23 protein-coding genes, 2 tRNA genes and 2 pseudogenes are annotated in these 22,180 nt (G+C 46.0%); 17 read left to right on the forward strand and 10 right to left on the reverse strand.

Annotated features, from left to right (window positions below; all coding sequences use genetic code 11):
* Positions 1–249: hypothetical protein (locus TW77_RS25705; protein WP_046007371.1), on the forward strand; the 249-nt coding region annotated here is incomplete at its 5' end.
* 218 nt (positions 250–467) lie between these two features.
* Here the strand turns inward: TW77_RS25705 and TW77_RS25855 are convergent.
* Positions 468–682, reverse strand: a pseudogene (locus tag TW77_RS25855) (transposase); the annotation flags it as partial.
* An 87-nt stretch (positions 683–769) separates the two neighbouring features.
* Between TW77_RS25855 and TW77_RS23320 the strand changes: the two are divergent.
* Positions 770–1,243: a DUF1203 domain-containing protein gene (locus TW77_RS23320; RefSeq protein ID WP_046007372.1), complete on the forward strand. Its 474-nt coding sequence runs from the start codon at positions 770–772 to the stop codon at positions 1,241–1,243.
* A gap of 302 nt (positions 1,244–1,545) precedes the next feature.
* On the opposite strand, the gene TW77_RS23325 is transcribed toward TW77_RS23320, so the two are convergent.
* Entirely contained in the window at positions 1,546–1,875 is a 330-nt protein-coding gene (locus TW77_RS23325; RefSeq protein ID WP_046007373.1) for a winged helix-turn-helix transcriptional regulator, read from the reverse strand.
* Between the two features lie 104 nt (positions 1,876–1,979).
* Between TW77_RS23325 and TW77_RS23330 the strand changes: the two genes are divergently transcribed.
* Positions 1,980–2,252 carry a YciI family protein gene (locus TW77_RS23330; protein WP_240479539.1) on the forward strand — a complete coding sequence of 91 codons (273 nt, stop codon included), beginning with the start codon at positions 1,980–1,982 and terminating at the stop codon, positions 2,250–2,252.
* 105 nt (positions 2,253–2,357) lie between these two features.
* Positions 2,358–2,678 (forward strand): hypothetical protein, encoded by a 321-nt coding sequence (locus TW77_RS23335; protein ID WP_046007375.1) that lies wholly within the window; start codon positions 2,358–2,360, stop codon positions 2,676–2,678.
* Between the two features lie 97 nt (positions 2,679–2,775).
* Here the strand turns inward: TW77_RS23335 and TW77_RS23340 are convergent, their stop codons facing one another.
* Positions 2,776–3,351, reverse strand: a complete 576-nt coding sequence (locus TW77_RS23340) for a TetR/AcrR family transcriptional regulator (protein WP_046007376.1) — start codon at positions 3,349–3,351, stop codon at positions 2,776–2,778.
* Between the two features lie 143 nt (positions 3,352–3,494).
* Here TW77_RS23340 and TW77_RS24970 point away from each other — a divergent pair, with 143 nt between their 5' ends.
* Positions 3,495–3,902 (forward strand): GFA family protein, encoded by a 408-nt coding sequence (locus tag TW77_RS24970; protein WP_082079027.1) that lies wholly within the window; start codon positions 3,495–3,497, stop codon positions 3,900–3,902.
* A gap of 102 nt (positions 3,903–4,004) precedes the next feature.
* On the opposite strand, the pseudogene TW77_RS25860 reads toward TW77_RS24970, so the two are convergent.
* Positions 4,005–4,183 (reverse strand): annotated as a pseudogene (locus TW77_RS25860) (IS4 family transposase); the annotation flags it as partial.
* A gap of 134 nt (positions 4,184–4,317) precedes the next feature.
* On the opposite strand from TW77_RS25860, the gene TW77_RS23350 reads away from it, so the two are divergent.
* The 9 genes from TW77_RS23350 to TW77_RS23390 all read left to right on the forward strand — a co-directional run bounded on the left by TW77_RS23350 (position 4,318) and on the right by TW77_RS23390 (position 14,426).
* Positions 4,318–4,953, forward strand: a complete 636-nt coding sequence (locus tag TW77_RS23350) for an HAD family hydrolase (protein ID WP_046007378.1) — start codon at positions 4,318–4,320, stop codon at positions 4,951–4,953.
* A 66-nt stretch (positions 4,954–5,019) separates the two neighbouring features.
* Positions 5,020–5,487, forward strand: coding sequence for a DUF3291 domain-containing protein (locus tag TW77_RS23355; protein WP_046007379.1), 468 nt, complete (start codon positions 5,020–5,022; stop codon positions 5,485–5,487).
* 438 nt (positions 5,488–5,925) lie between these two features.
* A complete protein-coding gene (locus TW77_RS23360; RefSeq protein WP_240479540.1) occupies positions 5,926–6,615 on the forward strand; it encodes a hypothetical protein in 690 nt (229 codons plus the stop codon).
* Between the two features lie 281 nt (positions 6,616–6,896).
* Positions 6,897–7,226, forward strand: coding sequence for a hypothetical protein (locus TW77_RS23365; protein ID WP_046007381.1), 330 nt, complete (start codon positions 6,897–6,899; stop codon positions 7,224–7,226).
* Positions 7,227–7,495: 269 nt separating this feature from the next.
* Positions 7,496–8,239: a MipA/OmpV family protein gene (locus tag TW77_RS23370; RefSeq protein ID WP_046007382.1), complete on the forward strand. Its 744-nt coding sequence runs from the start codon at positions 7,496–7,498 to the stop codon at positions 8,237–8,239.
* The gene (locus TW77_RS23375) at positions 8,229–9,296 is read left to right on the forward strand and encodes an efflux RND transporter periplasmic adaptor subunit (protein ID WP_046007383.1); all 1,068 of its coding nucleotides are present in this window, start codon (positions 8,229–8,231) and stop codon (positions 9,294–9,296) included. Before TW77_RS23370 ends, TW77_RS23375 begins: the two co-directional genes overlap by 11 nt.
* Before the next feature lie 6 nt (positions 9,297–9,302).
* Positions 9,303–12,362 (forward strand): efflux RND transporter permease subunit, encoded by a 3,060-nt coding sequence (locus TW77_RS23380; protein WP_046007384.1) that lies wholly within the window; start codon positions 9,303–9,305, stop codon positions 12,360–12,362.
* Positions 12,363–12,402: 40 nt separating this feature from the next.
* Positions 12,403–13,068: a response regulator gene (locus TW77_RS23385; RefSeq protein WP_046007385.1), complete on the forward strand. Its 666-nt coding sequence runs from the start codon at positions 12,403–12,405 to the stop codon at positions 13,066–13,068.
* Positions 13,065–14,426: a sensor histidine kinase gene (locus TW77_RS23390; RefSeq protein WP_046007386.1), complete on the forward strand. Its 1,362-nt coding sequence runs from the start codon at positions 13,065–13,067 to the stop codon at positions 14,424–14,426. Before TW77_RS23385 ends, TW77_RS23390 begins: the two co-directional genes overlap by 4 nt.
* 159 nt (positions 14,427–14,585) lie before the next feature.
* On the opposite strand, the gene TW77_RS23395 is transcribed toward TW77_RS23390, so the two are convergent.
* The gene (locus TW77_RS23395; protein WP_046007387.1) at positions 14,586–15,521 is read right to left on the reverse strand and encodes a fibrinogen-like YCDxxxxGGGW domain-containing protein; all 936 of its coding nucleotides are present in this window, start codon (positions 15,519–15,521) and stop codon (positions 14,586–14,588) included.
* A gap of 377 nt (positions 15,522–15,898) precedes the next feature.
* Between TW77_RS23395 and TW77_RS23400 the strand changes: the two genes are divergently transcribed.
* Both TW77_RS23400 and TW77_RS25335 read left to right on the forward strand, forming a co-directional pair.
* Positions 15,899–16,312, forward strand: coding sequence for a hypothetical protein (locus tag TW77_RS23400; protein ID WP_046007388.1), 414 nt, complete (start codon positions 15,899–15,901; stop codon positions 16,310–16,312).
* A 272-nt stretch (positions 16,313–16,584) separates the two neighbouring features.
* The gene (locus TW77_RS25335; protein ID WP_156158749.1) at positions 16,585–16,743 is read left to right on the forward strand and encodes a hypothetical protein; all 159 of its coding nucleotides are present in this window, start codon (positions 16,585–16,587) and stop codon (positions 16,741–16,743) included.
* 75 nt (positions 16,744–16,818) lie between these two features.
* Here the strand turns inward: TW77_RS25335 and TW77_RS23405 are convergent, their stop codons facing one another.
* The 3 genes from TW77_RS23405 to TW77_RS23415 form a co-directional block, all read right to left on the reverse strand.
* Positions 16,819–17,667: an alpha/beta hydrolase gene (locus tag TW77_RS23405; protein WP_046007389.1), complete on the reverse strand. Its 849-nt coding sequence runs from the start codon at positions 17,665–17,667 to the stop codon at positions 16,819–16,821.
* A gap of 119 nt (positions 17,668–17,786) precedes the next feature.
* Positions 17,787–18,383 carry a TetR/AcrR family transcriptional regulator gene (locus tag TW77_RS23410; RefSeq protein WP_046007390.1) on the reverse strand — a complete coding sequence of 199 codons (597 nt, stop codon included), beginning with the start codon at positions 18,381–18,383 and terminating at the stop codon, positions 17,787–17,789.
* Positions 18,384–18,587: 204 nt separating this feature from the next.
* A tRNA-Pro gene (locus TW77_RS23415) sits at positions 18,588–18,664 on the reverse strand.
* A gap of 420 nt (positions 18,665–19,084) precedes the next feature.
* On the opposite strand from TW77_RS23415, the gene TW77_RS23420 reads away from it, so the two are divergent.
* Positions 19,085–19,846: an SDR family oxidoreductase gene (locus tag TW77_RS23420; RefSeq protein WP_046007392.1), complete on the forward strand. Its 762-nt coding sequence runs from the start codon at positions 19,085–19,087 to the stop codon at positions 19,844–19,846.
* 104 nt (positions 19,847–19,950) lie between these two features.
* On the opposite strand, the gene TW77_RS23425 is transcribed toward TW77_RS23420, so the two are convergent.
* Both TW77_RS23425 and TW77_RS23430 read right to left on the reverse strand, forming a co-directional pair.
* Positions 19,951–20,027: transfer RNA gene (locus tag TW77_RS23425), tRNA-Pro, on the reverse strand.
* Positions 20,028–20,189: 162 nt separating this feature from the next.
* Positions 20,190–21,608 carry an alanine/glycine:cation symporter family protein gene (locus TW77_RS23430; RefSeq protein WP_046007391.1) on the reverse strand — a complete coding sequence of 473 codons (1,419 nt, stop codon included), beginning with the start codon at positions 21,606–21,608 and terminating at the stop codon, positions 20,190–20,192.
* Between the last annotated feature and the right edge of the window lie 572 nt (positions 21,609–22,180).

Raw genomic sequence — 22,180 nt, forward strand, 5'->3', positions numbered from 1 at the left:
CAACTATCCTGCCATAGGGGGGCCGAAGGCGACTTAAAGTTGTGGTTTCAAGTGGAGTGTAATGACGAGTGTAAAGACATCGAAATTGAGGGCTTAGACGACCTAGATCTAATCTCTAACTTACTCCAATCGGAAAAGGTAATCATATCTCAAGAGTTAAACACACAGCGAGATTTTGGAACAATTCGTATTGAGTGCTGGGGTGAAGGCAGCTATTCAGAGTTTTGGCGCTCAAAAGCGGAGTTATAAACATAACAAATAGTTTGAAAGCGGACAAAATTCAGTTGACTGGTTTCGCTCCGATTCGCATTATAGCCAACCACATTTTGCCTTTTAACTGAGGCGTTGACTGTACATGAAGATAATCGCCAAGATCATAGTCGGGTTGCTTTTGATCGCTGCTGTAGCTGCGATATCAGGGTATTTGTATTTTGTCTTGGGTTGCCGGCAAAGCGCAGCAGGCTCTATGCTTGTTTGCCATGTTGGGCGTGCTCAATGCATTTTTTGATATTGGTAAATTCTGAAGTTTCAGGTGTAATTACTACTTTGGTCCGGATAGGGCTGAGAAAAACGTAAGCTATATTGGTGGCCAGGGCGACATAATCGAGTAATGCCAGGGATTTAAACCGGCCTCCCAGAACCCGCCTGTGCAGCCATCTTCTCTATTGGCGTTAGGCAATATAATTGAACCTTCAGTTCCGAATGTGGCGAGTATACAAATACAGAGTATCTACAATCATGCTTTTAATTTGACAGCAGGTAATTGACTATGAAGACTGATTTCAAGATTAGTGGGATTGATAAGCACAGCTTTTCCGAACTTTTGAATTTAAATGAGCAAGAATTGGAAAATCACAATGCTAAATGGATAACGGCCGATGCGAACCCAGGTTACCCGTGCAGGGTGTCATTGATAGAAGCAAATATAGGGGAAAGGGTTTTAGTATTGCCCTATTTACATCATAACGCTGATTCACCTTACCGCGCATCTGGTCCGATTTTTGTTCGAGAAAATGCTATAGAGGCAAAGCTGGACATAAACGAAATACCTGAAATTTTAAGACAAAGACAGCTTTCCATAAGAGCTTATAATAAACAGCAAATTATGATTCATGCGGAGATATTGCAAGGCTCTGAATTGGAGCCCGGTATTAGAAAGCAGCTCTCAAACCATGAGGTTGAATACATACATATTCACAATGCCAATCCCGGTTGCTTTAACTGTAGTGTACATCGCGTATAACAAGAGATTATGGCGTCAATAGCTAAATTTCAGCATTTGGCGCTTCTCACATTGTTCCTTTTCTGTGCATTGAGTTCAATGTAATGACCATCTTAATGACATAGGCAGTTAAGGCCTCTTTTTCGGGAAAACTTACAGAAAAACAAAGATCCCCAGTCTTGTCTGTTCTTGTTACCTGCCATTGATTGACTATCAATACAAAGCACTGAACACGTGCAGCGCTAGGTGCCACACTGTGACAGTGAAGCAGCGGCACTTCGCGATAATGCCGCTACGTCACTGCCCGCTAGCGTCGCGTTAGGCTACTGCTGCAGGGCATCTTCCCAAGAAGTAGCCCAGTCTCTCAAAGGATCAAGGGTTTGCATAAGCGAGTAACCTAGCTCAGTGAGTTGGTAACCCTCCTCAGAAGTGTAAATGAGCCTTGCTTCTGATAGTTGTTTAATCCTACTGTTCAAAACCGATGGTGACATTCCGTTACACTGGTTTTGTATTCCCCTAAAACTCAGGGGTTTTGACCTAAGCTCCCATAATATTCTCATGTTCCATTTGGTACCGAGCAGATCGAATGCAGCCATAATGGCGACACCTGAACTTGAGCCTCGAACACTTTTCTTTGGTAGTGGTGTTTTCATAATTCTTGCGCTACTAAATAAGTAGCGATATAGTCTGCTACGAAATAAATAGCACTTTACAGCTTATCATCTAACAAAGCGAGGCAGTTATGTACTTGGTCGACATGAATTTCACTGATATGAGTAGAATTACTCCTGAGTTGACGGAGCGACACAAAAAATATTTGGCAGGGCAGTATGAATCTGGTTTATTGATGTTCGGCGGCAGGAAAGTGCCTAGAACTGGCGGTATCCTAGTTTCAGCACATCCAACGAAAGAGTCGTTAATTGAAGTGTTAGAGTCTGACCCATTTGTTGCTAGTGGTGCAGTAAGTTACGTGGTTACAGAGTTTATCCCCGTAATGGCTTCTGAACAGTATGCAGGTATAGTAGCCTAATAAGCGCGTTAAGGAGCGGACACAAAAAGCTTGGCTTGTGCTCGTTCCTTGTAATATAGCCAAGCATTTTGGTCCGCTTATGCGGGAGGTCAGGTGTGAAGATTCATGAACCCAGCCATCGATAAGTTGAAGCAGTATTTAGAAGAGTTAGAAGCCAGAAAATCTTTCGAGACAATCGATGAAAAAGCGGAGCACTTTGGGAAAATTATCCAAGTTCGCGCATCGATAGGACAGCTTGAATTATGTGAAAAGTTCGCGATACATGCAGGGTCTTTGGTGAGTGTTTTACCTGAATCGGGCAATATCCACGCGGGCTACCTCGCAGTATGTGACCATGAATCTTCGCAACCTGAGCATTGGGAAGAAGTGCTTTTTGATGGTCGGCAGGTGCAGTTCAGTAGTGGTGACTTGATCATTCGAAAGTAGATCTACACATAACGAGGCCAACCATAGGAGATATCTCAAGCTGCAATAAAATTAGAAACATATGTTGCGCCAGCTAGCACTGCCCATGCTGGCAGCGTCATATTCCTCCCAACTTTGCGCCAGCTTCTCGTCTGCAAGCTTCCAGTAGGCTATGAATCGAATCTAAATCCTGGAGTTTTCTTGCTATAGCGACTGCCCCAATAATCATTGCAGTGACCGACAAAATATCTTGCTCATCACACTCCGTATAGCTTTTTGCATACTGCATAATTGCAGCATTCATACCATAGAAAGTATTGGCGTAGGCTATATTTGCCTCGTCATTCTTCATGTTGATGTCCGTAACTAAAAAGGCTAGCGGACATGGATTCTTTCCTTTTACGTGATCCAGGCTTAGGTATTCATTTAACAACATGCAGAGCCATTGTTTATTTGATAAATCTTCAGGTTTGAGGTTGGCGAGCTTAGTACCACTGGCAGCGAAATTTAATGCTTCACGATAAAGCTCTGCTTTACTCGTAAAGTGCGCATAAAAAGCGCCCCGGGTAAGTCCACAATTGCTCATCAACTCATCGATTGTAACGCCTTCAAACCCTTTCAATACAAATTGTCTGAAGGCGCTATCAAGAATTTTTTCGCGGGTTTTGTTTTTGTGATCCTTTGTATAGGGCATAAGGGCAAGCTTTCCTATCTTTATATATGTTCTTTATCATATATAAAATCTGCTTTAGGATGAAGCCGGTCATTGGATGGGAAAGTACATAGGAATGTGAATTCATCCTATCCATTTCTGGCATCAACCACATTGGAGATAACATGGAAAAACACATTGGAAGTTGCCGTTGCGGCGACATTGAATTTTGTTTTGATAACGACCCAATCAACGCTATTTTTTGTTATTGCAAAGACTGTCAAGCGCTCACTGGATCTGATAAATGGTTTGGGCTTTGGGTGCGGCCAGAAAACTTTGCCTTTACAAAAGGCACACCATCATCGTTTACCCGTTTAGGAGACTCAGGGAAAGAGGTGCGTTATCAATTCTGTGGTACTTGTAGCACGGCTTTGTGCGCAGAGGTAGCAGCGGGTAATTTTTACTCTGTATCGGCAACGTCATTAAAGGACAATAAGTTCACTCCAAAAATGTCGATATATGCGTCTTCAGCACCAGTGTGGGCAATCTTTCCTAACGATGTTCCAAAATATGAGGTTCTACCTCCAAGATAAGCTATAAAGAAGTGCACCGAAAGAAATGCGCAGACACCCAGTTAAACTTGTACCTTTTATGGTATGGTTGCTTTATGTTGGGGTGGAAGTCTGATGATATTTTTGTTTAATGTTGTGTTTGGCAGCGATAGGGTCCTTCATAGTTCGGCCCAGCTCTGTAAGTGGGAGTTGGTTGCTATTGAGCAAAGTCTCAGTTGCCAGCATTAATGAATCAAGACGCCGAGCATGAATTTTGGGCAGTTTTTTTTGAGCATATTCTGTAGGATGGTGATATCACACATGGTGTTGCTATCTATTTGGTTTTTGGCGCAATAAATTAGAAAAAACAATGCCGCGTGTGTCCATCACATTGATTTTAATTATGAATATCTGGGGATTCCTCAGGTTGAGGCGTTATAAGCTATAGGGAAATTATATGCATCATGTCATGCTAGACATTGATGGAACATTGATTCAATCATACGAATTTGATGAGAAGTGCTTTATTGAAGCGGTTTATAAAACAACTGGGCTAGAGATTTTAAGCAACTGGGAAACCTATCCGGATGTCACTGATAGAGGTATATTAAGAACCTTTATTGAACGACAAGCCCCGCATTACGCACTCGAAGAGTTAGAAAATCTAGTTAAGCCTGTCTTTATCCGAAATATTAAGCGAACCATTGAAATTTCCCCAGTTCAAGAGACTCTGGGCGCCAAAGGTTTTGTGTCACATCTCTTGGGTAGTGACAAGTATATGGTCTCCGTTGCTACGGGGGGCTGGGGAGAAACGGCCAGAATTAAGTTGGAATCTGCGGGCTTTGATATAGAAAAATTGGTAATTATGTCTTCTAATGATCATTACTCTCGTATCAAAATTATGGAAATGGCAAGAGCTGAAGTTGATCTTAATGGAAATATTCCTGTGACTTATTTTGGTGATGCTCAATGGGACTTAAAAGCGTGTGACGTGTTAGGAGTCAACCTTGTAATTGTAGGTAATAGGGTTAGTCATCATCAGCGCATTCAGGACTTTAGCTGTTTTGATAGCGCCTTATGTTTTATAAAGTAAGTTTGTGTGACCTTTAAGCATGCTTATAACAAGCATTATTCATTTATCAACGAAGGACAGTAAAACATGAAATTAGCACAGTTAAATATTGCGCTTGCCAAATACCCTTTGGATGCGCCAGAAATTAAAGAGTTTGTAGACAATCTAGATATAGTGAATGGTATAGCTGAAGAAAGTGAAGGCTTTATCTGGCGTTTAAAAGACGATAGCGGCGATGCTACCAGCATTAAGCTGTTTGATGATCCAAACATGATAGTCAACATGTCTGTTTGGGAAAATACCGACTCACTCAAAAACTTTATGTTTCGCACGGGCCATAGAGATTTCATGCGTCGAAAAAGCGAATGGTTTCATCGGCTGGCGGAAGATAGCTATGTGTTATGGTGGGTTGAAGATGGCCATACACCAACCGTACAAGAAGCTTTGTCACGCCTTCAGCATTTGCGTGAAAACGGCGATACGCCTTTTGCTTTTACATTTAAAGCAAATTTCACGGCAGCAGACCTTGGCGAGTTCCCCATAAAAGGCATGTAAGCGAGGCTGCAGCGTCCGGCTGTGCTGCACTGTAATTGCGCAGTAGTTTTGCGCCTGCAAATTATGACCTGTGTGTAGAAATAACGCGTGGCCAGAGTCAATCTTGATGTACTGTATCAAAAGGATATGTAAGTGAATGATTCGATAAAGTCAAAAATACCCTTATTATTTTTGTTGAGTATTTCTATATCGTGGGGGTTCTATTACCAATCAGATAGCTGGCTAAATGACTACGGACACGCAAATTTTGAATGGCTGTTTCTTCTTGATGCGCTGCTTGTGCTACCCATTGTTTGCTTTATGTGTGTGAAGAATAATAAGCAAGCCATTTTAAAAGCCGTTGTATTGGTGTGTTTAGCGATATGGGTCGCTAGCTACATAATTCCTGAACAAAATAAGCTACTCTTAAACTACCTTGAAAGCGGTCGTTATTTGGTTATGGCGGCAATTTTAGCGCTGGAAATTGCAGCTGTAATGACGGTGTATTTCTCAATTAAGGTTGCCATAGGTAAAGACGAGGACCCGGATATCTCGATAGACACTGCGGTAAAAAGGTATCTGGGTGACACTGTTTTAGCACAGGTTTTTTCCTTCGAAACACGCATGTGGACCTTTGCCTTCTTTGCCAAGCGCATAAAAGCAGGGAGCTTTAATGGTCGGCAGCACTTTACTTACCACCAAAAAGATGGAGCCAAGAGCAACTTGCTGGGATTCATTTTTTTGATTGCACTTGAGGTGCCACTCATGCACCTGTTTTTACATTATGTCTGGTCGCCGTTAGGTGCAAATATTATTACTTTACTGACCCTGGCTAGCCTGGTCTTTTTTGTCGCTGAGTATCGCGCAGTGTCTCGCAGGCCTGTTTCTTTGGTTGGTAACGAGCTTGTCATTCGCTATGGTCTTTATCACTCGTTTATTATCCCACTTAACAATATCGCTAACATACAACTGCATGATGAATATGTAGCAAGAGCTCAGCATATTAAGCGTTACAATTACTCTGGTAACCCGAATGTCAAAATTGAATTGAAAGTACCGCAGGATGCGGTCGAGAGTGCTTTTATTGGCCTGGATAACCCTGGCCAGTTTATTTCAACCATTGCTAACAGTATCGATTCGGCATCGTAATAAAAAATTAAGATAGGTTATTTTGGCTCTTAAGGTACCAAATAAAGTGTATTTTCTTAGTCTTAAAAAGCTTTGTGTTTTTATCGGTAATCAAGAAGAAAGGCATCGGCCACATAGCTGTGTTGAATAATTTATCATGAATATTAATGCTAGCCTGTCGGTTTTATATTTCTCATTGGTGAGGCTGGAAATGTAAAATTACTTCACGGGTACTGTATTTTTTAATCTTTTTAAGTGTATGATTTCTCAAACTAACAATAATATCTATATAGGAGTTACTCATGAAATACTTACTTGCTGCGTGCATACTTTTTAGCGGCGCATCTATTGCTGCATCTAATCAAACAGGAAAGATCACTTCACTTCTAGCAGGGCCTGTTTATGGCGACAAGCTGTTTTTTAAAGTAGATGGAGCAATAAATCAGAAACCATCATGTCATACTAACGAGCATTTTGATTATGTTTTGGATATATCTACCTCGACAGGTAAAGCTTACATGAGTTTAATTATGGCTGCATACGCAGCCGGTAAGACGGTCACTGTCAGTGGATATGATAAATGTTCGATCTACACTGGTGTATCTAACTTCAGGTCTTTATACACAAAATAGGGTTTAAAGGTCAGATTTTGATAAGCGTTCATTACTTGAGCGCTTATCCTACATGAACTGAAGCGCAAGCGCGTCTAAACAATGGGCAATCACAGCTTTATGTCTAGTTGTCTAATTAGCCTCTATTCAAATGCCTACTTAGTCTAGGCTCCATCTTTTTCAAAAATTTCCATCCTGTAAGTTTCAAGAAAGTTTGTTCCCTTAAATTTTACTTAACCCCGGACAAACAGGTTGTCCGACTCAATAAGTTTAATAAATGGAGCACAGTCATGAACAAAACAATTTCTTTGATTTCTTTGGCACTTATGAGTTTTTCTGCCCTAGCTGATGAGCAAAAACCGGGTATTCAATGGGGCGTTGGCGCGGCGGTGGTATCCCAGGATCAGGGTTACACCGGTGTCGGAAACGAAACGATTTTGGTGCCCGCCCTCGCTATTCAGTATGGCAACTTTTCATTACTTGGTCCGCGCGCCAACTATAAAGTCTGGCAGCAGGACAATATTGAGCTGTCGCTTGTCGGTCAGTTGAGGCTGGATGGCTATGAAGAAGCCGACGGAGAGATTTTCCTGGGAATGGAAGACAGAGATATGAGTTTTGACTTTGGTTTTGAAGGAGAGCTGGATACTAAAATCGGCGAGTTTGGCTTTTCTTTTATGCACGATATGACCAGCACACATGAAGGGTATGAGGCAAGCGTAAGCTATGGCATACCGTTTACTGCGGGCGATGGTCGCATTGTGCCATACGTGTCTGCCAGTTATCTCAGTGAAGATCTGGTTGACTATTACTATGGTGTTTTGCCTAACGAGCAGCGCGCAGGGCGTATGGCTTATGTCGGCGATGCCAGCATGAACTTTGAGGTGGGTGTCTCCAGTGATTGGTTTTTCGGCAAAAATCATATGATAAAGGCTGATTTGAACTACACCGCTTACGGAAGTGAGATCAAAGACTCTCCACTGATTGAGCAATCTGGTGGTGCACAAGTGCTGTTGGGGTATGTCTATGTCTTCTAAACCCCTTATCCTGCTGAGTCTGGTAGCCATGCTTGGTTGTCAGGATCAGCAGCGCGAAGCGTATGTTGAGGCTGAATCTAATCAGCCCGGCATTATTCATCCCACCACTGTGTTGCCTGAACGGGTGGTGGATGTACCAAAAAAAGTATTTTACGGCCAGATAGAGGGGGCTGAAGACACTCAGCTAGCCGCGCTAAAATCGGGCAGGGTAGAAAAGCTCTGGGTGCGCGCCGGACAGTTTGTAACGCGCGGCACCGTACTGATGGAACTGTACGACCCCGAGGCCAATGCCGTACTGGAGCAGGCAAAGGCGGAGCGTTCGCGGGCCAATGCGGCGTATAAAAATACTCGCGCAGAGTTTGAGCGCACCGAAGCACTGGTAAAACGTAACCTGCAAACTCAGTCGCAACTGGACAAGCTTAGTCGCGATCTGGATATGGCTTATCAGCAGGTAAACAAGGTACAGGCTGAGCTGAATGCTGCACGTAATCAGCTTGCTGAGCTAACCATCAGCGCCCCGTTCGACGGGGTAGTGAGCGACCTTTTGGTGCGCCAGAAAGAGTATGCAAAGGCCGGGCAGACGGTTCTGAATTTTCAGGCGGCTGATGCGCTGCATGCGCGTTTTGCCATCCCCGAAGAGATCGCGCTTACCATGGCAGAGCAACAGAAGGTGGAGGTGTTTGTGCCTGCGCTTGCGCAAACTGTTCAGGGCCAGGTTGTTGAACGTGCGCTGCCGCTGGGGTCTCGTTCTCCATTCTTTTTTCTCAAGGTACAACTGGAAACGCCTGAGCCAGGCTGGATGGGCCTCAATGCCCAGTTACAAATTCCAGTGTCAGATCAGCCGCTATACCGGTTACCTGGCGGTGTTTTGCATTATGACGAAGCCAGCCAGCCTTATGTGGTGCTGCAATCGACCCCTGAACAACGCCAGCATGTGCAGGTTGTGACGGGGCGAGCAAATCATATTCTGGTGAGCAGTATAGAGCCGCTTGATTCACCGGCTCTGGTGTTTGCACATAGCCGCTTGTCTCAAAGCCATACACTTGATAAGGAGTAAGTTGTTATGAACACGCCCTGGTTTGTTAACCCACGTCTGATCCTGGGCCTTGTCTGCATCTTATGTCTTGCCGGCATCGGAGGTTGGTTCAGTGCCCCTGAACAGGAAGATCCCAGTTTTCCTTATCGCAATGGCCTGATTGTGCTCAATGCCAGTGGTCTGGAAGCACAATCACTGGCACAGCGTTATGTGCGCCCGCTGGAGCGCGTTTTGGCACAGATAGATGAAATCCAGAACTACAGCGCTCAGGTTAAGCATGGCGCAGCGTCGCTGGATATAGAACTGAAAGAAACTGTGTACAACACGGATGAGGTCTGGCAAAGGATCAAAGAAGGTGTTGCGCCAATTCGCCAGAGCAATCCGTCGCTGTCCATAGCTATCCTGGATCGTGTGCAGGACACCGAGGGGATTTTTTTGTCAGTTGGCAGCCGGGGAGATTTGCTACAGGAGCGACAACTTGCCATTGCGCTGCGCGATCAACTCCTGGCGCTCAGTACGGTGCGCAATGCCCAGTTGGTGGGCGATCCGGGCCAGCAGCTGGCGGTGGCTTTTGCACAGCAATCTATGCTGCAAACCGGTATCACACCGCTACAGATTGCGCAGCGCATTGCCGAGGCGAATAACATAGAGTCGGTCGCCAGCGTCACCAACGACCGGGCGAATCTGAATCTATCTCCCGTGGCTCAGCTTGATTCAGTCGCTGAGCTAAAAAACACGCTCATTGCAACGGCTCAGGGTCAGCAATTACCGCTGGCCACTTTGGCAGACATCCACTATCGCACCGATCCACAAGCCCGCGAGTCTTTTTGGGTCAATGGCCGGCAACAAGTAGGGGTCGCGGTGACCCTGGTGCCTAATCGGATCCGCATTGCTCAGGCGGGTGAACAGGTAACCCAGCTGGTTGAGCGCTTTAACCACACCCATGGTGCAGATGCTGTGAGAGTCGAGTTGTTCCAGCCGAAGTGGGCCAAAAAGCGCAAAGATGCGCTGATGCAATCGTTAATGCTAAGCCTGGTTGCCATCGCCGTTATTTTGTTTGCTTTTTTGTCTGCCAGCGGGGCCGCCAGTGTGTGTATTGCGGTGGTGGTTATCACACTCACGGCTGTAGCGGCATTCAGTGCTATGGATGGCGTGTTGCACCAGATGACGATTGCCGGGCTTATTCTGTCGTTAGGCCTGATGGTCGACAACTGCATTGTGGTTGCTGAGCGCTTTAATCGTCACGTGTCATCTGGAGCAGCTCGCTTGCAAAGCGCTATACACAGTATCACTGAGCTGTGGCGCCCGTTATGCGCAGCAACAGTCACCACGGTTGCCGCTTTTTTACCTATGCTGATGGCCAAGGGCAGTGTCGCCGATTTTATCGCCAGTATTCCAGTGATGGTTATTCTGTGCATTGTAGCCAGCTATGCTATTGCACTTACCCTAGTGCCATTACTTAATCGCTATTTTCCTGAGCGCAAATCTCAGGCCTCACGTTGGCAGCAGCGGCTGCAGCACAAATTAGAGCAAGGGGCATTGGCTTTGTCGCAGTTTACGCTGCAACATAAAACCCTGACTCTGGTTGCGGCCTTTGGGCTGTGTGCCGGGCTAATGTCGCTGCCGCAGGCAGAGGGCGAATTCTTTCCAAAAACCAACCGGAATCAGGCCATAGTAGACGTAGAGCTACCCATGGGCAGCCACAAATTGCTAACGGCCAATACGCTGAACCGAATTGCAGAGGACATCAATGCCCATATGAACGTCGAGCGTACTTTGGTTTTCAGTGGTTTTTCCGGTCCGCGGTTTTACTACAACCTTGCCCAAAAGCCAGATGAAAGCCATATTGGCCGGGTGGTGATAAGCGCACAAGCAAATACCGACATGAGCCAGCTGGTCAAGCAGCTAAATACCCGTTTGCAACGAGATTACCCAGAAGTAGTCCTTCGTGCGCGAGAGCTGGGGCAGGGACCGCCGCTGGAAAGTACGGTAGTCATGTGGCTGAGTGGCGAGGATTATGGCGTACTGCGCCAGGCTGGCGAAGAAGTCTTTGCCGTGCTCAACGCCGATCCGCGCTTTGACAAACCTGGTAAAGCATACTCAGGTGCCGTGCCGCAGTTGGGGATGGCGTTTAATCAACAGCGTATCAGCCAGTTTGGTCTGACTGAGCGTCAGCTTAATGACTATTTGGCCTGGCGCAGTGCGGGCTTAACCATGACGCATGTGAGCTTTAACAACGAACCAACGTCGGTTGTATTGTACGACCCACATTCCAGCCATGACAGCATGGATATGATGAATACCGGCGTACTGACGCCCTTAATTGATAAAGCGGTGCCCGTGCATGCACTGGCAGATACCCAGGTACTTGGCAAGCAGGCGGTGTTGGCGCGCAGAAACGGAGTGCCTGTGGTTAAACTGATCAGCGAAGTTGCACCCGGCGTGGACGAGGCCGAATTACTGACAGAGCTTGCACCGGCGTTAACAGAGATTGCTGAACGCCATGGCCTTATGCTGGAGCTGGGCGGTGAAATGGCGGAATCTGATGAGGCGAACAGTGCACTGTTTAAAACTCTGCCGCTCGGCGCGCTGCTGCTCTTTATTGCCCTGATACTACAATTTAACTCATTGCGTTTAACCTTACTGGTGATGCTGAGTATCCCGTTTGCCATCATTGGTGCCCCCGCTATGCTGAGCCTGGTGCAGGTGCCATTCGGGTTTATGTCGGTGCTGGGCATTTTGGCACTGGCCGGGATCGTAGTGAATAATGCTATTTTATTGATCGACGGCACTTTGTTATACGTACAAGCCGGGCAGAACACTCAGGCGGCCATTGTTTTATCGGTACAAAATCGGGTCCGCCCTGTTATAGTGACTTCTGTCACAACCATAGTGGGTATGCTGCCCTTAACCTCAGCGAGCAGTCCATTGTGGCCACCGCTGGCCTGGGCTGTGATTGGCGGGTTGCTCACGTCGACTATTCTGGTGTTGGTGGTCATCCCGGTATTGCTGAGCTTGTTGTTGCCCAGGCGCAACAAGGGGTTGCCAGAGTACAGACCGAGTCTGAGTAATACATGCACGGAATAAAGAGAAAAATACAGCTAAGTTGCACAAAGGAGAGAGTAGTATGCGCATTTTGATCACCGAAGATAACCTGCAACTGGCCAGCTTTATTCAGCAGGCCATGAGCAAAGAAGGCTATGCCGCCGACATCGCGACCAGTGCCGGTGCACTACATGATCAGATGGCCTTGTGGCACTACGATGCTATTATTCTGGACCTGGGTCTGCCTGATAAAGACGGGCTGGATGTGATTGCCACATTGCGCGGGGCAGACAACCCGATCCCCGTTTTGATCTTGACCGCAAGGGGCAGTGTTGATGATCGCATTGCCGGGCTGGACCTGGGGGCAGATGATTATATCAACAAGCCATTCGACATCGGTGAGTTGCTGGCGCGAATGCGTGCTTTGTTGCGTCGCCCCAGCCAGTACACGGGCACCTTGTTATCTCATGGCAATCTCGCCCTTGACCCAAAATCTCGCCGGGTGACTGTAGACGGTGAAAACCTCTCCATGGGCAAAACCGAAGTGGCTATCCTGGAATATCTGCTACGCCACGTAGGTCTGACGGTGGGTAAAGATGCACTGTACGATGCCATCTATGCCATGGGGTTTGAAGTGACCGATAACGCGTTACAGGTGGCGGTGCACCGAATCCGTAAAAAACTCGACGGCACGCAAGCGGGCGTGACCATTAAAACACTCCGCGGCATAGGATATATACTGGCATGAAGATCATCAAAAACTCATTAGCCCGCAAGATTTACCTGCACTTTATACTGATAGGCTCTGTGGTGTTTACCGGTATTGGTGTGATCTTACACCTGTTTTCAATGAACTATGCCAACCTGGCGCTTGAGTTCAGTATGATGGGGATGAGCGAAGATGTGGCAGATGCCCTGCGTTTTGAGCAACAGCAGCTTGTTTATGCTCCCGAGAGCGTGGTAGAAAAGTGGGGCTACGACGCTCTGTACAATAATTTTGCGTTTCGGGTGATCCGGGCCGCTGACAATGTGGTGCTGCTTCAGTCCGTTAACAGCGACCAAGGCTCAGCCGCGCTCAATGCACTGACCGAAAGCATTCCGATTGGTTACTCTCACCTGGACGGTGTTGATCGGTTTCGCACCGAGCTGACGCTGAATGGTCAGGCATTGTGGGTGGATATGGCACGTAACGACCTGATCACTGAGCTTGCCAACGAAGCGGTTATCCCCGCGCTGAACCGGGTCACAGCCATCACCATTTTTGCAGCGTTTGGCGTGTTTATGCTGGTTGGATATTTGTCGGTGCGTTCGGTAGTACAACCTGTAAGAACCGTGGCGAGGCAGTTAAAGCAGATCAAACCCGAGCAGCTTAGTTTCAGGCTCAGCAACGAAGGACTTCCTTATGAAATTCAGCCCATAGTGAATTCGCTGAATCAGGCCATGGATCGGGTTGAGGGCGGCTTTGATGAGCAAAAACGGTTTGTTGCAAACGCCGCGCATGAGCTGAAAACCCCGCTTGCTGTGCTCAATACCCGAGTTCAGCTGGCCGAGATTGCCCCCCAGATCCGCGAAGAAATCGTCAACGACGTAGCCTACATGACCCGCGTGGTACAGCAACTGTTAGACCTTTCTCGTGCGCAAAACTTTGTGGTGTACAACAAAGTCCCGGTGAGTTTATCAGCACTGGCACAGGAAGTGTGCATGATGCTGGCCCCACTGGCAGTGCAGTTTGACAAGGAGCTAAGCCTGGACTCCGACGCTGCCACAGATCAGATCCTGGCAGACAAAGCTGCGGTACATATCATGATCAAAAATCTGGTCGAAAACGCGCTAAAACATTCACAAGACAAAGCCAAAATTCAGGTCAAGGTTACAGCTACTGAGCTGGAGGTAAGCGACAATGGCCCCGGGATCCAGTCGCAATATTACGACCGCCTGTTCGAGCGCTTCTGGCGGCAGGAACAATCCACCCTGACTGGCAGTGGGTTAGGCTTGTCTATCGTTAAAGAGGTCGTAGATTTTCACAACGCCAAACTCACCGTCACCTGCAAAAACGAGCAAGGCGGCGCAAGCTTTAAAGTCGTCTTCGCTGAGCGTGTTGCCTAGCGTGACAAATTGACTTTAAGTTACTTTAACATGTAGGTGCGACGTTCATATTTATCTGATCCCAAGGCGTGTTAGCCAGGAACGCTTAAACACAATGTCAACGTCTGTAGGAGCAAGTGCGGGCAGTATTCACTGCCCGCATACTAAGCTGGGAATAGCTTATCTTACGTAAATTTGAATATTTTCTGGTGAGTAGTACATTTTACCACTCGTTGCCGTACCATATTTACCACTGCGATCTGTGGGTTTAAAATCGAGATTGTAAACAGTAACGGTTGTGAAATAAGTTCCGTTATTTGGATTACTTAGATAGGTGTAGTCAGAGCCTTTATATGTACAACCTGGTTCCGAGTGAAAAACGGGTGTGTTTGCCAGATCGTCTACCAGCACCTGACAATTTGCAGTATCTAACTGTGCAATATCAAACACCACATAGTTGTCGTTGTTTCCGTCCGTAATCATGATCTGCGTGGCATTCGATTTTAGTGCTTGCCAGACAGCTACATCAATATAGTGGTTTTTTTGAGTTGTCGGGTCTGTAAGTTCCTGAGTGCGAGTGTGTGATGCTCCACCATTCTTTTCACGGGTGTTAACCAGTGTCCACCCACCTTGAGCAATTTCCATATTACAGTAAACGGCTACAGATGTTGGGATACCATCTTGGCTAAGCTCGACAGTGTGGATCCCTGATTGTGCCATTGGATCTTTTATTTTTACTTCGTCACAAGACTGACCATCAGCACCTGTAGCTGATTGCAACATCAGCTGGAAGTCGCCGGATTCTAGGTTATTGTTATACCAGGTACCCTGATATAACCCATTAGACATGAACTTACCAAGGTAGTGTTTCTTGATATCACCATCGGTTGTCGTAAACTCGATCATATTGTCATTGTGAAGGTAATGCCCCTTAGTCACACTGGTATCGGATTTAAGCACAAAATCATCTTGGACTCTCAGTAGTTCAGAGCTAGACATGGTGTAACCTGCGTCTAGTTGCCCATCGAGAAATGTATCTTCTTTTAGGTCAATATATTGCGGTGTGGCGTAGCTGTATGAGCTGACCAAGGAAAGAAGTAGTAGGTGCTTTTTCATAATAATTCCCTATTTTATTTCTATTGTTTGATAAAAAACGGCTAATAATAACATGTGGTAAGTAGCTGTTTCAATGTAATGATTTTATATGAAATGGGTAGCTATTTCGGTGACTAAGATCAATTTTAAGTGGGGTATAATTTGGCAGTAACTCCGTTACCCCGGGCACCTGCGAGCCGAGTATTACTCAATAGTAAATCTTCAAAATATGACAACGAATAGAGTTGCATAATTATTGCTAGCGCCTAGTCTGCGTCTAAACTTAACAGAACACTTTTCCATAGCGCTGAGCGTGTCCAAACGCGCTTGCTTCGGTTCTATACTTAATTACTCACGTCTAATCAAGGTAACCCCAAAGCGGCGGATAAGGAGGCTAAATGACGCAGAACCGCTCAAATCAAGAGTATACCCATGTTAAGCAATTGCTGAGCAAGATGGATCCTGAGATTGCGGCGAGCTTTAGCTATAAACAGCGTAAAGCCTTGCATAAAGCCATTAATACCCGCGGCTGGAACAACCATGCTATTGATTTCAGGCCAACACTGGTGATGCCATTTTTGCCCTGGAGTTTCTATATTGTGCTCCTGGGCGGCGTGAATAAACGCAGCCTGAGCAATACAGAGCGGATCACAGCGGCCATTATGTTCCTGATCAGCCTACTGATAGTGGGCGTGATCTTGGTCGGTGTGGTACTCGTTGTTCTCTATTTGCTTAAATCCTGGCTGGGGATAGATATTTTTGCGGATGAATCTTTAGGGCTGTGGGACTATTTTAAAACGCTCTTTGACTGACCGGTAGGTATCTTTGCTTGTAAATATAGACACAATCTGACTGCGCGCATAGTACATAAGTCTAGCGCTGTCATTTAAGGTTGAGTGATAAAATTTCAATAGAATAAATAAGATAAAAAACAAGTGCCTAAAAAGTAAGGTCGAAAAATCGCCTTGGTTGCCTTGTTTTTTGTTGCTAATTTCAGCGCATTGTTTAACCGGTGAGCATAGCCATACAAGCTTGCCGTCATCACCATTCGATTAAACAATAGAGAAATACAACAGGAAACAACATGAAACTGAAAAAGGTTAAATTAAAAACGCTGAGCACAGATAACAATTTAAACGCACAGCAAACCAAAGACATTGCTGGTGGCGCAAGTGCATATAGTAAAGACTACGGTGCGTGTTACACGGCCCCTGCATTTTGCCCTACGGCCTATATTTGCTAATTGGTAATATTTTGCCCGGCCTCAGCCGGGCTTTATTGCAGTGCTATAGCGAGGCACATAAGTAAACAAAACCCGTCAACTTATCAGCGCATCAAACGCATCTTTCGCTTGCTGGCTTTGCAATATCCTGCCATGTCCCAGGCCCTGAGTTTCGATAAGTTTTACCCGACACATTTGTGTAGCGGCCTGTTTAGACACCGTAAATTGCGCAAACTTGTCATGTTGATCATGGACAATAATACAGTGTGCAGTTCTGTTTTTTAATTTCTCGAACGGATCGACCGATGCCATTGGGTAGTTGTACTCGTTTTCGACCTTACTGACTACGCTACGGAACAGGCGCATTGAATACCCTGAGCGTTCAATACTGCCAAACAGGTTACTGACGTAATCCAGCACAGGGGCAATCAATAACAACGGTTTATTGCTTAGTTTGGGATGCTGACACTCAATGGCGGCGGCGCAACCCATGCTGTGTGCAATCACGCCTTGTGTTTCATCCAGGCTATCAAGCACGGCTTCAAGCCCGGATACAAAGCCGGGCAGGTGACCGACTTCGCCTTCGCTGTTACCGTGCGCCGGATGATCAAATGCAAGCGCCGTATACCCTTGCGCAGCAATATGTTGCATAAGCGGAAAAAACTGGTTCGCACTGCCAGACCAGCCATGGGTTAATACCCAGACTGGCCCGTTGCCAACCCGATAGGTTTTCAACAAGCCTTCTTTTGAGGAGATACTGCCTTCGATGAGATCTGCCGGGGCAGCATGCTTGGGCTTGGCTCTCACTGGCGTGAGCAGGAGTTTAGTTGCCGTTTTTTCTGCGTGCCCGGGCGCAATTCGGTGGTGCACGCGTGTCGCCACATTGAGCATATGCTTTTTGAAGTTAAATCTGCTGTCGGATTTAAAATAAATTTTATCACTCATATCTGTTCCTCCACGAAACAACACCTTAGTTCTAGAGTTTAAAACGAACGGTCGTGCTATTAATGTCTTCAAAAAAAGGCTGAAAGTACTCAGCCTGTGTCTGCTTTACTCAAACCGCTTTAATGGTTTACTTTCCAGCTCTGTATTAAACGTGCTACGCCTTGCCAGAATCGCTCTGTACTTTCAGCCTGGCCATGCATTGAATGATATAAGTGCGCACTCAAGTACATGCCATATAGCTCAAAGGTGGCTTGCTCTGGTTGCAGATCGGCACGAAACTCTTGGTTTTCTATACCTTTACCTATCTGTATCTGTAAGTAGGTCAGCCAATTTGCAATTGCCTGCTTTAACACCTGCTGAGCGGCCGATTCATCAGCACACTTTTCTCGCCAGGCGTCCAAAAACATACAGCTGCCCTGAAACGACTGATTCCAGTTTAACCAGTGGTGCAACAGCGCCTTTATTTTCTCTTCATAATTGCTGCAGTTATCTGAGCGGGCTGGCACGATCACCCGTTGTATAAATATCTCATTGGCAAATTCAACTACCGCCGCCTGCAAATTTTCTTTTGAATTAAAATGGGCAAACAAGCCACTTTTAGACATAGCGCATTGCTTTGCTAACTCACCAATGGTGAGGCTTTCTAGGCCATTTTCACTGGCTAACCTGAATGCCACATTCAAAATGTTATCGCGGGTTTGTTTACCTTTGCTCATACACTACTCACAGCTACCTTATGTCTATTTATAGCACGACCGTTCTTTTAATGGTAGTGCGGCGTGTTAAGAATGATGAGTGAAACAGGTGATGATAAGTAAAATTTGCTGAAAACCAAAAGCGTGGGTCACCTGGGACTGAATGCTGACTAACAGAGGTATCAAAGAGAGGAATGATTGTGTTTAATCTGAGGGGGAGAAGAATGGTCGGCATAGCAGGATTTGAACCTGCGACCCCTGACACCCCATGACAGTGCGCTACCAAGCTGCGCTATATGCCGACTTGGGTGTCACTATAATGATTTTTATCACAAAGGCAATACCTTTACAGGTCGTTTGCACACTAAATAGGCATTCCTTCAGTATCCGGTATTGTTGGCGCTAAGTCACAGAAATTTGGGCTTTGGTTTGGCTGCTATGAGCTGTTAAAAGCCGGGTACAATACTTCAGCGCAAACAGAATACCCAAGGTGAGCTACACACTCAGTGTTTGGTCAATTGAGCACAGAGATAAGGCGACCTGGTGAAAGCTACAACCTTTGCTTATCACACTTAAGAGGGCCAGTGCTTTGAGTTTGTCTCCAAATCTGCCCGCGAACGTGTGTCAGAGAAAGCCTACATGTGTTACCGTCAATGCGTTTGCCAAATCAGCAAGCACCGCAAGATACAAGTCGACGTTACTATATTAACCAGGAAGTTTATATGCAGTTTAAAAACAAGAAAATTGTAATTACGGGAGCAAGCCCGGATTTTGGTCTGACCTTATCGATTCTCTTTGCTCAGCTGGGTGCGGAGTTATATTTGTCAGCAAGAACATTCGAAAAAGCTCAAGCAACGGCCGCCCAGGTCATTGAGGTGGTGCCCGATGCCCGAGTGAGTGCGTTTCAGGTAGATGTTACCAGGCCCAATGAAATTGCGCAGTTTGCCGAAGGAGTTGCAGCACTCACGGATAAAGTCGACATTTTGGTCAACAACGCCTCGCTTTGGCTATCAGGCTCTTTACTGGAGGTATCGGAAGATCACATTGTTGAAACCATTAACTCAACGGCCACGGGCAGTATTTTGATGACACGCAAATTTTTGCCCCTTTTACAGCGCTCGGATACTCCCGACATCTTGTTTATCAACAGTACGGCCAGCCTTGAGAACAACCCGCACTCGCTTGCCAATGAAGCTTTTAGCGCAGCAAAGGCGGCACAGTCTACTTTTGCGGACAGGCTCAGGTATCGTCTGGCGGGGCAGGGCGTCCGTGTGATCAGTATTTATCCCCCCAACTTTGACAATCCATCGCCGCTGGATGAAGCCAGGTGGAATGAGTCGCGCTCGCACACCGAACATATGCACCTGACAGCCCGTAACGTATTTGAATGCATTCAGTTTGCGTTGTCACAGGACCGCATTTGCTCTATTGATAAAATTGTCATGAGTAATAACAGTCTGCTTGCCAATGGCAGTTATGTTTAAAGAACCAACAATGTGAAGTAATAAGGTTTGATTTTCAGTTGTGGTACAGGACTTTAAAAGAGGAAGAGAACGAAAATATGTATTTAACTGGAGGGGGAGAAGAATGGTCGGCATAGCAGGATTTGAACCTGCGACCCCTGACACCCCATGACAGTGCGCTACCAAGCTGCGCTATATGCCGACTTGGGTTTCACTATAATGATTTTTTGATGAAAGGCAATAAGTAATTGTTTCAACTGAATGTTATTTGTACTTAATGAGATTGGGTGGAGGTTTGTTGAACAGTTGACTTACAGAAGAATGTTAAAAGGGGAGGTAGCCGGGTGACTACCTCCCGTACAGATTACTTGTGCCAGATGCCTTTAGGCAGGGTTTTTAATACTTCAGGTTTTTGTGAAGGATCAAAAACGGGGGTTTTGCCTTGTTTTAGTTGGCTACGGTAGTCTTTGGCAAGCCAGATAACAATGCCAGACAACATAAACAGTGCAATCACGTTCACAATCGCCATCAGGCCCATAGAAATATCGGCAAGTGTCCAGATCAGGCCAAGCTCACCTACAGCACCAAACATCACCATAGCCAGCACACAGGCTCTGAATATAAACAGGCCTTTAGGGTGGTTATGCTCAAGGAACAACAGGTTGGTTTCTGCATAGCTATAGTTTGCAACAATAGAAGTAAAGGCAAAGAACAGAATGGCGATGGCAACAAAAATCGCGCCCCAGTCACCTACATGCTCAACCAGTGCTGCCTGTGTTAGCTGAATACCCGTTACGCCAGATTCTGGCACGAGCTGGTTCGATAACAGAATAAGTGCCGCTGTGGCACTACAGATAACAATAGTATCAACAAATACGCCAAGCATCTGGACGTAGCCTTGTGAAGCTGGGTGATTCGGATTAGGCGTTGCACTTGCTGCGGCGTTTGCTGCACTACCCATACCGGCTTCATTTGAGAACAGACCACGCTTTATCCCCTGGATCATCGCCTGCATCACAGCATAACCGATTGCACCGCCCGCAGCTTGTTCAAAACCAAACGCGCTGTTAATGACCAACATAAAGACGTCAGGCAGCTGGCTTGCATTCATTGCGCATACAATGATTGCCAGTAATAAGTAGGCGATTGCCATGAAAGGCACTGCAAGCTCCGCAAAGCGGGCAATGGTTTTAAGGCCACCAAAGATAATAAAAGCAGAGCCACAGACTAACAGAAGACCCATTACGTACTTGGGTACATCAAAGGCGACTTCGAATGCTGCTGCAATTGAGTTTGCTTGCACGGCATTAAACACTAAGCCAAATGCCAGGATTAGACATAAAGAGAAGAGCACGCCCATCCAACGTTTATTCAGGCCATACTCCATATAATAAGCAGGACCACCTCGGAAATTGCCATCATCGTCTTTGGTTTTATATAGCTGAGCCAGGGCGCTTTCAGCAAAACTGGTTGCCATACCAATGAGGGCGATGAGCCACATCCAAAAAATAGCACCAGGTCCGCCCAGATAAAGCGCAACGGCAACACCTGCCATATTACCGGTACCAACCCGTGCGGCGAGTGAGGTACAAAACGCCTGGAAGGAGGAGATACCGTCTTTGGCGCCACTTCGGCTGTTTGCCATGACCTTAATCATATACGGGAATTGAGTGAACTGAATGAAACCCAGTCGGAGGGTAAAGAAAACACCTGCTGCAATTAATAGGTATATAAGTATATGACCCCACAGCAAGCCGCTTATTGTGTTAAAAAAGTCAGCCATTGGATTACGACCCTTATTATAGATATAGCAGAACGGGTAAATAAGGTGGCGTAATTTAGCACATGACGGCTTTCAACTCTAAGTATTATTGTCTTATCCACAGGTTTTTGTGGGTAACTTGTGTGACAATTGTGAGGACATGTTGGGTAAAAAATTAATTCAAAAAAATCATAAAAAGCGCTTGCGCTGAATTCGAATCTCCCTATAATGCGCATCCATCGACGCGGCGGGCAGCAAACAAAACGCTAAACAACATGTTGATGAGTCACATAAAACTTAGTTTTATTTCTTTTAAATCTGAGTGTTGACAAAAAGAGGAAAGTGATTAGAATGCACAACCCTCAGCGATAACGAGTTATCGCACCGGGTAACCGGAATATGTTCTTTAAAAATATGAAGCAATCATCTGTGTGGGCACTCGTACAGATTGAGTTCTAACAGCGGATTTCAGTTTTACTGAATGACGCACAAAAATTTAGAGTCTCAATTGAACTGAGTGACTAACATAGTCAATTCGTTTTGATTTTACTTTTTTGAAAAGTAGAAACAGACAAAATCAGAATTCATTGAGC

The organism is Pseudoalteromonas rubra (assembly GCF_000967655.1).
In the GTDB taxonomy this organism is placed as follows: Bacteria; Pseudomonadota; Gammaproteobacteria; order Enterobacterales; family Alteromonadaceae; genus Pseudoalteromonas; species Pseudoalteromonas rubra_A.